The 10,778-nt window shown below is 72.2% G+C and carries 11 protein-coding genes and 1 riboswitch; of the genes, 3 read left to right on the forward strand and 8 right to left on the reverse strand.

The annotated features are described in order from the left end of the window. Positions 1-25: 25 nt before the first annotated feature. Positions 26-964 (reverse strand): hypothetical protein, encoded by a 939-nt coding sequence (locus ACZ6Z8_RS11260; protein WP_465608387.1) that lies wholly within the window; start codon positions 962-964, stop codon positions 26-28. Then, the gene (locus ACZ6Z8_RS11265) at positions 961-1,314 is read right to left on the reverse strand and encodes a PadR family transcriptional regulator (RefSeq protein WP_465608389.1); all 354 of its coding nucleotides are present in this window, start codon (positions 1,312-1,314) and stop codon (positions 961-963) included. Before ACZ6Z8_RS11265 ends, ACZ6Z8_RS11260 begins: the two co-directional genes overlap by 4 nt. Positions 1,315-1,377: 63 nt before the next feature. On the opposite strand from ACZ6Z8_RS11265, the gene ACZ6Z8_RS11270 reads away from it, so the two are divergent. After that, complete coding sequence (locus ACZ6Z8_RS11270) at positions 1,378-2,004, forward strand: HD domain-containing protein (RefSeq protein ID WP_465608391.1); 627 nt, start codon at positions 1,378-1,380, stop codon at positions 2,002-2,004. Between the two features lie 30 nt (positions 2,005-2,034). On the opposite strand, the gene ACZ6Z8_RS11275 is transcribed toward ACZ6Z8_RS11270, so the two are convergent. From ACZ6Z8_RS11275 to thrC, 5 genes are all read right to left on the reverse strand, one after another. Next, positions 2,035-2,391, reverse strand: a complete 357-nt coding sequence (locus ACZ6Z8_RS11275) for a hypothetical protein (protein ID WP_402811454.1) — start codon at positions 2,389-2,391, stop codon at positions 2,035-2,037. Between the two features lie 113 nt (positions 2,392-2,504). Further along, positions 2,505-4,127, reverse strand: a complete 1,623-nt coding sequence (gene groL / locus ACZ6Z8_RS11280) for a chaperonin GroEL (RefSeq protein WP_270144962.1) — start codon at positions 4,125-4,127, stop codon at positions 2,505-2,507. A 343-nt stretch (positions 4,128-4,470) separates the two neighbouring features. Beyond that, positions 4,471-4,674 (reverse strand): cold-shock protein, encoded by a 204-nt coding sequence (locus tag ACZ6Z8_RS11285; RefSeq protein WP_030289665.1) that lies wholly within the window; start codon positions 4,672-4,674, stop codon positions 4,471-4,473. Positions 4,675-5,224: 550 nt separating this feature from the next. Further along, the gene (locus ACZ6Z8_RS11290) at positions 5,225-5,503 is read right to left on the reverse strand and encodes a ubiquitin-like small modifier protein 1 (RefSeq protein ID WP_465608393.1); all 279 of its coding nucleotides are present in this window, start codon (positions 5,501-5,503) and stop codon (positions 5,225-5,227) included. 26 nt (positions 5,504-5,529) lie between these two features. Then, positions 5,530-6,810 carry a threonine synthase gene (thrC, locus tag ACZ6Z8_RS11295; protein ID WP_465608395.1) on the reverse strand — a complete coding sequence of 427 codons (1,281 nt, stop codon included), beginning with the start codon at positions 6,808-6,810 and terminating at the stop codon, positions 5,530-5,532. 17 nt (positions 6,811-6,827) lie between these two features. Further along, a riboswitch (SAM riboswitch) is annotated at positions 6,828-6,963 on the reverse strand. 143 nt (positions 6,964-7,106) lie between these two features. On the opposite strand from thrC, the gene ACZ6Z8_RS11300 reads away from it, so the two are divergent. Together ACZ6Z8_RS11300 and ACZ6Z8_RS11305 are read left to right on the forward strand one after the other, a co-directional pair. Further along, positions 7,107-8,135 carry a glucosyl-3-phosphoglycerate synthase gene (locus tag ACZ6Z8_RS11300; protein ID WP_465608397.1) on the forward strand — a complete coding sequence of 343 codons (1,029 nt, stop codon included), beginning with the start codon at positions 7,107-7,109 and terminating at the stop codon, positions 8,133-8,135. A 38-nt stretch (positions 8,136-8,173) separates the two neighbouring features. After that, the gene (locus tag ACZ6Z8_RS11305) at positions 8,174-9,667 is read left to right on the forward strand and encodes an alpha,alpha-trehalose-phosphate synthase (UDP-forming) (RefSeq protein ID WP_465608399.1); all 1,494 of its coding nucleotides are present in this window, start codon (positions 8,174-8,176) and stop codon (positions 9,665-9,667) included. On the opposite strand, the gene otsB is transcribed toward ACZ6Z8_RS11305, so the two are convergent. Beyond that, positions 9,654-10,478 (reverse strand): trehalose-phosphatase, encoded by an 825-nt coding sequence (gene otsB, locus ACZ6Z8_RS11310; protein ID WP_465608465.1) that lies wholly within the window; start codon positions 10,476-10,478, stop codon positions 9,654-9,656. The genes ACZ6Z8_RS11305 and otsB overlap by 14 nt on opposite strands. Between the last annotated feature and the right edge of the window lie 300 nt (positions 10,479-10,778).

Genomic DNA, 10,778 nt, shown 5'->3' on the forward strand with positions numbered 1-10,778 from the left:
GGCGAGACCGCACCCCGCTCCGGCCTCAGGCCGGCTGCCGCCCACCCGGCCCGGCCGGACCCCGGCGGCGACCGACCAGCACCAGCGCCACCGCCGCCACGACCGTGAGCCCGGCCATCGGCAGCAGCTTCCAGGCCCCGCCCTCCTGCTGCCAGAGCGCGTGCAGGTTGACGCTGAACGTCCACGGCAGCGCCGCGAGCCCCGGAACCGCCACCAGGTACCAGCCGCGCACCACCGCCAAGGCCATCAGCAGCGGGACGACGATCATCAGCGCCCGCCACTGCGGGTCCAGGTGGTACCAGCTCGTGTAGACGTTGTCCGCGAACGCCACCACCGGGGTCAGCGCCGCCGCAGCCAGCAGCAGGCCGCGCTCCCGCCAGCTCGGCACCGGCAGCGCCTCCTTGGGCGCGGCCAGCAGCACCAGGGCCCAGAGCACGAACGGCCCGTCCCACTGGAAGGATTCCAGGAACACCCACAGCGGCTGGGTGACCTCCGGACGGGTCGCCACCCAAACGAGTTCCACCACCGCGGCCAGCGCCGACACCCCGGCCAGCACCTTCGCCACCGTCCACCGTCCGAGCAGCGCCGCGACGGCGGAGAGCATCGCCGCACCCAGCAGCGCCCAGTGGGGCAGGAAGAGCAGCAGCCCCCACCCCCCGTGCGGCACGCCGGACGCCAGGTAGCTCAGCAGCGCCCCGCCCGCCGCCAGACCTCCGGCGGCCCCGGCCACCAGCGGAGCGGCCAGCGCCGTCAGCCGCCCGCCGGCGGAGGTGGAGGTCAGCCCGGTCCGCATCCGCAGGCCGTACGCGCCCAGGTCGAGCAGCTCCCGGAACTTGGCCATCGGCCCGGCCCCGGCGGTCGTGTCAGCGAAGACCAAGGCCAGCTCGTCCCCACGTTCGCGGCGGTAGCGCCCCGGGTACAGCGCCAGCGCCGTCCGTACGGCGAAAACGGTCGCATCACTCATGCGAAGGCCCCCCTGACCCTCGGGTTGGCAACGGCGACGGACAGCCGCCGCTCGGCCTCCGCGGCCACGGCCCGCAGCCGCTCGGCCTCGGTGGCCAGGGCGCCCCGACCGGCGTCGGTCAGCGCGTAGGTGCGCCGGGCGCGGCCGTCCACCACCTCCTCGGCGGCGACCTCGATCAGGCCCTGGCCCAGCAGCCGGTCGAGCGCCCCGTAGAGCGTGCCGGTGCGCATCTTGACCCGGCCGTCGGAGATCGCGGCGATCTCCTGGATGAGCGCGTAGCCGTGTCTCGGGGCATCGGCCAGCGCGGTGAGCAGAAGCAGCGTGGGCTCCTGCATGGAGCGTTCTGTCATGTGACTACATATATCGCCGACCGGCACATCCCGTCCACCGGAACGACCCGACAGAATGTGCCCATGCCGACCGAGGACCTGCTCACCGCCTGGACCGCCCTGCTCAACCGCTGCGGCGCCACCGACGACCCCGAACCGTACGGACAGGAGCTGCTGCGCCGCTGGTCCGAGCCCCAGCGGCGCTACCACACCGCCGAGCACCTGCGAGCGGTACTCCGGCACATCGACGACCTCGCCGACCAGGCCGTGGACCCGGACGCCGTCCGGCTCGCCGCCTGGTTCCACGACGCCGTCTACCGCCCCGACCGCACCGAGAACGAGGAGCGCAGCGCCGCCCTGGCCGTCCGCGCGCTGACCGCCGCCGGACTGCCCGCCGAACGCGTCGCCGAGGTCGAGCGGCTCGTACTGCTCACCGTCACCCACGACCCGGCCCCCGGCGACCGCGACGGCGAGGTGCTCTGCGACGCGGACCTCGCCGTCCTCGGCGGCACCCCCGAGGCGTACGCGGCCTACGCGGCCGCCGTCCGCGAGGAGTACGCCTTCGTCCCGGAGCCGGACTTCCGTGCGGGCCGGGGCGCCGTCCTGCGCCGGCTCCTGGCCCTGCCCGCGCTCTACCGCACCCCCGCCGCCCGCGAGCGCTTCACTGCGGCCGCCCGCACCAACCTGACGGCCGAACTCGGAACCCTCTAGGTCCGGCAGGACCCGCCGGACAGGCCCTGGCTAGCGGAGCTCCCCCACCGGCGCCACCACCACGCCCTGCTTGCCGCACACCCAGTGCGGCTCCGGCCCCAACTCGGGCTCCACGCCCAGCGCGTGCGGGTCCCCGTCGGCCGCGCAGGCGGTGCACAGCGGCCAGCGGCCGTACGCCTCCAGCAGCGCGTCCTGGACGTCCTGGGCGACCAGCCCGAGCACGTACTCGGTGCCGTCCGGCCACTGCTCCAGCCACCAGCGGCGGTGGGTGACGGCCTGCTCGACCAGCGAGACGACGGCGGCGTCCGCCACGTCCCGCGCGGTGAGGTCGGCCAGGATCAGTGCCCGCGCGTTGTGCAGGGCGGTCTCGATGTCGTCGGAAGCCATCCGCCCATCCTCTCGTGAAACCCCCGCGGCCCGGAAACGCCGCGTGGGCGGCCCCCCGAAGGGAGCCGCCCACGCGGACGAGGAGTCAACCGACCCGATCGGAACGATCAGGATCAGAAGTCCATGTCACCGCCCGGCATGCCGCCGCCGGCGGCCGCGGCGGCCTTCTCCGGCTTGTCGGCGATGACGGCCTCGGTGGTGAGGAACAGCGCCGCGATGGAGGCGGCGTTCTGCAGCGCGGAGCGGGTGACCTTGGCCGGGTCGATGATGCCCTCGGCGACCAGGTCGACGTACTCGTTGGTGGCGGCGTTCAGGCCGTGACCGGCGGGGAGGTTGCGAACCTTCTCCACCACGACGCCACCCTCCAGGCCGGCGTTGGTCGCGATCTGCTTGATCGGGGCCTCCAGCGCGACCTTGACGATGTTGGCACCGGTGGCCTCGTCGCCGTCCAGCTCCAGCTTGTCGAAGGCGACACCGGCCTGCAGCAGGGCGACGCCACCACCGGCGACGATGCCCTCCTCGACGGCGGCCTTGGCGTTGCGGACGGCGTCCTCGATGCGGTGCTTGCGCTCCTTGAGCTCCACCTCGGTGGCCGCGCCGGCCTTGATGACGGCCACGCCGCCGGCCAGCTTGGCGAGGCGCTCCTGGAGCTTCTCGCGGTCGTAGTCCGAGTCGCTGTTCTCGATCTCGGCGCGGATCTGGTTCACGCGGCCCGCGACCTGCTCGCTGTCGCCGCCACCGTCGACGATGGTGGTCTCGTCCTTGGTGATGACCACCTTGCGGGCGGTGCCCAGCAGGTCGATGCCGGCGTTCTCCAGCTTGAGGCCGACCTCCTCGGAGATGACCGTGCCACCGGTGAGGATGGCGATGTCGCCGAGCATGGCCTTGCGGCGGTCGCCGAAGCCCGGGGCCTTGACGGCGACGGACTTGAAGGTGCCGCGGATCTTGTTGACGACCAGGGTCGACAGGGCCTCGCCCTCGACGTCCTCGGCGATGATGACGAGCGGCTTGCCGCTCTGCATGACCTTCTCCAGCAGCGGGAGCAGGTCCTTGACCGAGCCGATCTTGGAGTTGGCGATGAGGATGTACGGGTCCTCGAAGGTCGCCTCCATGCGCTCCAGGTCGGTGGCGAAGTAGGCGGAGATGTAGCCCTTGTCGAAGCGCATGCCCTCGGTGAGCTCAAGCTCCAGGCCGAAGGTGTTGCTCTCCTCGACGGTGATGACGCCTTCCTTGCCGACCTTGTCCATGGCCTCGGCGATCAGCTCGCCGATCTGGGTGTCGGCGGCGGAGATGGAGGCGGTGGAGGCGATCTGCTCCTTGGTCTCCACGTCCTTGGCCTGGGCCAGCAGCTGGTCGGAGACGGCGGCGACGGCCTTCTCGATGCCGCGCTTCAGGGCCATCGGGTTGGCGCCGGCGGCGACGTTGCGCAGACCCTCGCGAACCAGGGCCTGGGCGAGCACGGTGGCGGTGGTGGTGCCGTCACCCGCGACGTCGTCCGTCTTCTTGGCGACCTCCTTGACGAGCTCCGCGCCGATCTTCTCGTACGGGTCCTCGAGCTCGATCTCCTTGGCGATGGAGACACCGTCGTTGGTGATCGTGGGGGCGCCCCACTTCTTCTCCAGCACGACGTTGCGACCCTTGGGGCCGAGCGTGACCTTCACTGCGTCGGCGAGCTGGTTCATGCCACGCTCAAGGCCGCGGCGAGCTTCCTCATCAAAGGCGATGATCTTGGCCATCAGAAGTGGTCCTCCGGGACACGGTCGACTGCTCGGACCAAGGGGTGCCCGCGACGGACGGCCCTGGTGCGCGGAGGTCCATTCCCTGCCGCTCCCGGGGGCCTCACCGACCCGGTCCGCTGTCACTCTCACACTGTGAGTGCTAACGCCAATGATTAGCACTCCGGGTGGTCGAGTGCAAGCCCAATCGCCAACCCGCGAGCCGTCCTCCGGACCCGCACCGACTCCGGCGCGAACTCCCGCGGGAACGCGAACGGGCCCGTACGACGCGTGTCGTACGGGCCCGTCGAGAAGCGAGTGGTCACCAGCCGAGGGCCGCGCCGAGCTCCTGATTCGGAAGGGGTCAGACCGCCGCGCGGACCATGTCCGCCTGCGGGCCCTTCTGTCCCTGGGAGATCTCGAACTCGACCCGCTGGCCCTCCTCGAGGGTGCGGTAGCCGTCCATCTGGATCGCGCTGTAGTGGACGAAGACGTCCGCACCACCGTCGACCGCGATGAAGCCGTAGCCCTTCTCCGCGTTGAACCACTTGACGGTGCCCTGAGCCATTCCGAACTCCCCTAGTGCTGTGCTGGCCCTTCACGGTCCCGCAGGTCGCGGGCCCGGGTCTGGTTTGGAGGCCGGCCCGGGGAACCCCCCCTGGGCGCAGCCGTGCACGCCGCAATCCTCCGCACGGGAACACCGGACGGCTTCCGTGAGCGGGTGATTACGTCGACCGCCGCTGAATGTATCCGGATCGACGCCCTCTGCAACAGGGTCAACCGCCGGGAATTCCGCAGCCCCGTCAAGAGACAACACCGAACAAATCGGGAGGAACTCGGCATTCCGCGCCGGACATAGCGGACGAATTACCCAAATGCCTGCAGGAATTCTGACATCTGCCTGACATGTTTGACGGGCCGGTCCCAGCGTCCGGACGCCCTCGGGCGAAGTGCCCCGCGAACCGGGAAGGGACGCCCTGTTCCCAGTCGAGCCACACTCTACTCCGACTGGACCCGGAATATTCCCGCCGAAATGCAAGCGGCCGCCCGCGCGTACGGAGAGGGGAATTCCGTACGCGCGGGCGGCCGCGGAGCGGGCCGGAAGGGGCGGGAACGGCTCAGCAGCCGCCGGCCACCGCCGGAATGATCGAGACGCTCGCGCCGTCCTTGATCTCGGTCGCCAGGCCCTCGGCGAACCGCACGTCGTCGTCGTTCACGTACACGTTCACGAAGCGGCGCAGCTTGCCGGTGTCGTCCAGGATGCGGGCGGAGATTCCCGCGTGGTTCTGCTCCAGGTCGGCGATGACCTCGGCCAGGGTGGCACCCTCGGCGGTCACCTCGGCGGCGCCGCCGGTGTAGGTGCGCAGGATGGTGGGGATGCGGACGTTGGCGCTCATGGCTCTCCTAGCGGGGGTGGGGTGGTTCAGGCGGACGCGAGGCCGGCGGCGCGGAAGGAGTCCAGCGTCGGGCGGATGACGGTGGTCATCCCGGCCTCGGAGACGGCGTCCAGCGTCTTCAGGCCGTCGCCGGTGTTGATCGCGACGGTCTCCTTGGCCGGGTCCAGCCGGCCGGTCTCGACCAGCTTCTTCAGCACGCCGACGGTCACCCCGCCCGCGGTCTCGGCGAAGATGCCCTCGGTCCGGGCCAGCAGCCGGATCGCCGCCACGACCTCCGCGTCCGTGACGTCCTCGACCGCCCCGCCGGTCCGCCGGGCGATGTCCAGCACGTACGGGCCGTCCGCCGGGTTGCCGATCGCCAGCGACTTGGCGATGGTGTCCGGCTTCACCGGCTTGATCACGTCCCGGCCGGCCTTGAACGCGGCCGACACCGGCGAGCAGCCCTCCGCCTGGGCGCCGAAGATCCGGTACGGCCGGTCCTCCACCAGGCCCAGCCTGATCAGCTCCTGCAGCCCCTTGTCGATCTTCGTCAGCTGCGAGCCCGAGGCGATCGGGATGACGATCTGCTCCGGCAGCCGCCAGCCCAGCTGCTCGCAGATCTCGTACGCCAGCGTCTTGGAGCCCTCGCCGTAGTACGGCCGCAGGTTGACGTTGACGAAGCCCCAGCCCTCGCCGGCCGGGTCCCCGATCAGCTCCGAGCAGAAGCGGTTCACGTCGTCGTAGTTGCCCTCGATGCCGACCAGCTCGCCGCCGTACACCCCCGCCATCACGACCTTGCCCTGCTCCAGGTCGTGCGGGATGAAAACGCACGAGCGGAACCCGGCCCGGGCCGCCGCCGCACCCACCGCACCGGCCAGGTTGCCGGTCGAGGAGCAGGACAGCGTGGTGTACCCGAACGCCCGGGCCGCCTCGATCGCGCAGGCCACCACCCGGTCCTTGAACGAGTGGGTCGGGTTGCCGGAGTCGTCCTTCACGTGCAGCTGCGCGGTGAACCCGAGCTCCCGCCCCAGGTTGTCCGCCTTCACCAGCGGGGTCCAGCCGGGGTTCAGATTGGGCTTCGACGCCACGTCGGCCGGAACCGGCAGCAGCGGCGCGTAGCGCCAGATGGACGCGGGGCCGGACTCGATCCGCTTGCGCAGCTCCTCGGCGCCCTCGCTGCCGAACTCGTACGCGATCTCCAGCGGCCCGAAGCACTCCAGGCAGGCGAAGCTGGGGCCGAGCGGGAAGCGGGTGCCGCACTCCCGACAGGACAGCGCGGCGGCGGGGCCGAGGTCGACGGAAACAGGTGCGGCGGTGTCGATAGCCATGATGGCGGAGGCCTCTCTCCTCATCTTCCCCGTGGCACGGTCGCGCCACGGGCCGGAATTGGCACCTGTCCCGCCGGGGCCTGTCGACGACAGCCGAGCGAGAAGGTTGCCGGGACGTCAACGGGCCGTTCCCTCAGTCCCTCTGGATGAGCATGTGAAGTTATGGTTCAGCGGCGACCCCGGCGTGCAGAGGTCCGACCGCTGTACGAAGACTGTATCCGAAGGCATCCGCCCCGAAAGGGTCCGTCCGCCAAGCGAGATGGCCCGTTCCACCCAGTCCGCCGAGGAGAGTCACCGTGCCCGCCGAACCGTCCCCCGCACTCCTCCCGCAGGCGGCGTCCTGGCTCCGCCGCCGCTCGTGGAGCGCGGCCGACCGGCCGGTGCACACCCTGCTGGAGGCCAAGCGGCGCACCGGCCGCACCGTCAGCGTCGTCCTCCCCGCGCTCGACGAGGAGGCCACCGTCGGCGACATCGTCCGCACCGTCCGCCGCGAGCTGATCGAGCGGATCCCGCTCGTCGACGAACTCGTCGTGGTCGACTCCGGTTCCACCGACGACACCGCCGCCGTCGCCGCCGCGGCCGGCGCCCGGGTGGAGCACCGCGACGCGATCCTCCCCCGGCTGCCCGCCGCCCCCGGCAAGGGCGAGGTGCTCTGGCGCTCCCTCCTGGTCACCCACGGCGACATCGTCTGCTTCATCGACGCCGACCTGCGCGAGTTCGACCCGGCCTTCGTCTCCGGCATCATCGGCCCGCTGCTGACCGACGAGGGGCTCCAGCTGGTCAAGGCCATGTACGACCGCCCCCTGGAAGTGACGATGAGCGGCTCCGCCACCGGGGAATCCGCCGCGATCGTCCCCACCGGCGGCGGCCGGGTCACCGAACTCGTCGCCCGCCCCCTGCTCAACCTCCACTGGCCGGAACTCGCCGGTTTCGTCCAGCCCCTCGGCGGCGAGTACGCCGCCCGCCGCTCACTGCTCGAACGCCTGCCCTTCCCCACCGGCTACGGCGTCGAACTCGGCCTGCTGGTCGACGCACTGGAACTGGCCGGACTGGACGCCCTGGCCCAGGTCGACGTCGGCGTCCGGCACCACCGCCACCAGGACGGCCAGGCCCTCGGCCGGATGGCCGCCACCATCTACCGCACCGCCCTGGAACGCCTCGACCGCACCCACCGCCTCAAGGCCTCCGCCGACCTCGTCCACCCCCACCTCACCCAGTTCACCCGCGACCCGGAGACCCGCTCCTTCACCGCCCACACCCACCCCGTGACGGCCCTGGAGCGCCCCCCGATGCACACCGTCCCCGAATACGCCACCCGGCACTGAAACGTTTGCCACCCCGGACCCCCGGCAACATCCCAACCATGGGCGATCTCACGACCGAACGTTCGAGTGCGACCGGCACCGCCCCCGTCCTGGTGGCCTCCAACCGGGGACCGGTGTCCTTCAGCACCGCCGACGACGGCACGCTGACCCTGCGCCGAGGCGGCGGAGGGCTGGTCTCAGGCCTCTCCGCGATCGACGACCCCGACGCCGTCTGGGTCTGCGCGGCTCTCAGTGAAGCCGACCGCCGAGCCGCGGGAGAGGCCCCCGACGGCCGCCTCGACCTCGCCGGGCACGACGTCGGGGGCCAGGCCGTACGCATGCTGGACATCGACCCGCAGACCTTCGCCCACGCCTACAACGGCGTCGCCAACTCCACCCTGTGGTTCGTCCACCACCTGCTCTACGCGACCCCCACCGCGCCCTCCTTCGGCGCCGACTTCCGCACCGAATGGGCCGCCTACGAGGCGTACAACACCGCCTTCGCGGACGCCCTGGCCGCCGAAGCCGCCCCGAACGCCGCGGTCCTGGTCCAGGACTACCACCTCTCCCTGGCCCCGTCCCTGCTCCGCGCAGCCCGCCCCGACCTGCGGATCGGCCACTTCTCCCACACCCCGTGGGCCCCGCCCGAGTACTACCGGCTGCTCCCCGACGACGTCGCCCGGGCCGTCCTCACCGGCATCCTCGGCGCCGACCGGGCCGGCTTCCTCACCGAACGCTGGGCCCGCGCCTTCGCCGCCTGCTGCGAGGACCTCCTCGGGGCGACCGTCGACCACGAGCGGCTCACCGTCACCCTCCCCCAGCCTTCGGCCGGGGGGACCCCCATCGGCCGCACCACCCAGCTGGGCGTCCACGCCCTCGGCGCCGACGCCGACTTCCTCCGCGAACGCGCCCGCCGCCCCGACGTCGACGAACGCCTCGCGGCCCTCCGCACCGCCGTCGGCGACCGCCGCACCATCGTCCGGGTCGACCGCACCGAGCTGAGCAAGAACATCGTCCGCGGCCTCCAGGCCTACCGGCACCTGCTCCGCACCCACCCCGAATGGCGGGACCGGGTGGTCCACATCGCCTTCGCCTACCCCTCCCGCACCGACCTCGCCGAGTACCGCGACTACACCGCCGCGGTCCGGCGCCTCGCCGACGAGATCAACGCCGAGTTCGCCACCCCCACCTGGCAGCCCCTGATGCTGCACGTCAACGACGACTTCCCGCGCTCCCTGGCCGCCTACCGCATGGCCGACGTGGCACTCGTCAACCCGATCCGGGACGGCATGAACCTGGTCGCCAAGGAGGTCCCCGTGGTCTCCGACCACGGCTGCGCCCTGGTGCTCTCCCGCGAGGCCGGCGCCCATGCCGAACTGGGGGAGGACGCCCTCACCGTCAACCCCTACGACGTCGTCGCCACCGCCGAGGCCCTGCACACCGGACTCGCCATGAGCCCGGAGGAACGCGCCGACCGCACCAAGCGCCTCGCCGCGGCGGCCACCGCGCTCCCCCCGCAGCAGTGGTTCCTCGACCAGCTCAACGCCCTCTGACCGCCTCCCCCAGGGCACCCAGCAGCTCCACCACACCCTCGGGCCCGTCGACCACCAGATCCGCCCGGTCGGCCAGCTCGCGCACCGGCGCGTCCCCCACCGCCCCGGCACACACCAGCAACCCGGCCAGCCCCTGCCCGCGCAGCTTCTCCACCGCCGCGAAGGCCGCCACGTCCCCCAGGTCGTCCCCCGCGTACAGCACCGACCGCGCCCCGCGCTCCCGCAGGAACCCGGTCAGCGCCGCCCCCTTGTCCACCCCCGGCGGCCGCAGCTCCAGCACCAGCCGCCCGGGCTCCACCACCAACCCGTACTCGGCGGCCAGCTCCCCCACCGGAGCCCGCAACAGCTCCAACGCCTCCTCCGGCGCCGCCGTCCGCCGGGTGTGCACCGCCACCGAGCGCCCCTTGTCCTCCACCCACGTCCCCTCGGGCGCCCCCACCCGCTCCAACACCCCCGGCAACGCCACCCGCACCCCCGCCACCCCCGGATGCACCTCCGGCGCCGTCACCACACCCCCCTCCCACCGCTCGGCCCCGTAGTGCCCCAACACCACCAGCCCCGGCACCCCCGCGAACCCCCCGAACTCCGCCGCGACCCCCGCCGGCCGCCCGGTCACCACCACCACGGCCCCCACCACCGCCGACAACCCCCGCAACACCCCCACCACCCCGGGATGCGCCCGCGCCGCCCCCGGATCCCCCACGATCGGCGCCAACGTCCCATCGAAGTCCAGCGCGACCACCGCCTCCCCCGGCCCCGCCAGAATCGCCCTCAACCCATCCCGCCCGGCATCAGTGGCCGGCACGAACATCTCCTCAAAACCCATACCAACCCCCATACCCCCATCCCCCGCCCCTCCCACGTCCCCAACGCCCCACACCCCTCCCCCACTGTGGGCAACGCGGGCAAGACCCCGCGCCCCACGCCCCTTCCCCCCATCCCTGGGCGCGTCCCCCTCCCTGGGCGCGCGGGCAACACCCCGCGCGCCCACTCCCACCCCTCACCCCCCACCCACCCCAGGCGAGAGGGACGCGCTGCGGGAGGGGGCGGTGGAGGGGGTGGGTGCGGAAGGGGGCGTAACGGGTGATTTTCAGACTGCCAACGGCGACCA

Source organism: Kitasatospora sp. NPDC101108 (assembly GCF_055584725.1).

Bases quoted from the DNA above. Each gene is read 5' to 3' on its own strand.
- ACZ6Z8_RS11260 (WP_465608387.1), bottom strand. From the start codon at position 964: ATGAGTGATGCGACCGTTTTCGCCGTACGGACGGCGCTGGCGCTGTAC.
- ACZ6Z8_RS11265 (WP_465608389.1), bottom strand. From the start codon at position 1,314: ATGACAGAACGCTCCATGCAGGAGCCCACGCTGCTTCTGCTCACCGCG.
- ACZ6Z8_RS11270 (WP_465608391.1), top strand. From the start codon at position 1,378: ATGCCGACCGAGGACCTGCTCACCGCCTGGACCGCCCTGCTCAACCGC.
- ACZ6Z8_RS11275 (WP_402811454.1), bottom strand. From the start codon at position 2,391: ATGGCTTCCGACGACATCGAGACCGCCCTGCACAACGCGCGGGCACTG.
- groL (WP_270144962.1), bottom strand. From the start codon at position 4,127: ATGGCCAAGATCATCGCCTTTGATGAGGAAGCTCGCCGCGGCCTTGAG.
- ACZ6Z8_RS11285 (WP_030289665.1), bottom strand. From the start codon at position 4,674: ATGGCTCAGGGCACCGTCAAGTGGTTCAACGCGGAGAAGGGCTACGGC.
- ACZ6Z8_RS11290 (WP_465608393.1), bottom strand. From the start codon at position 5,503: ATGAGCGCCAACGTCCGCATCCCCACCATCCTGCGCACCTACACCGGC.
- thrC (WP_465608395.1), bottom strand. From the start codon at position 6,810: ATGGCTATCGACACCGCCGCACCTGTTTCCGTCGACCTCGGCCCCGCC.
- ACZ6Z8_RS11305 (WP_465608399.1), top strand. From the start codon at position 8,174: ATGGGCGATCTCACGACCGAACGTTCGAGTGCGACCGGCACCGCCCCC.
- otsB (WP_465608465.1), bottom strand. From the start codon at position 10,478: ATGTTCGTGCCGGCCACTGATGCCGGGCGGGATGGGTTGAGGGCGATT.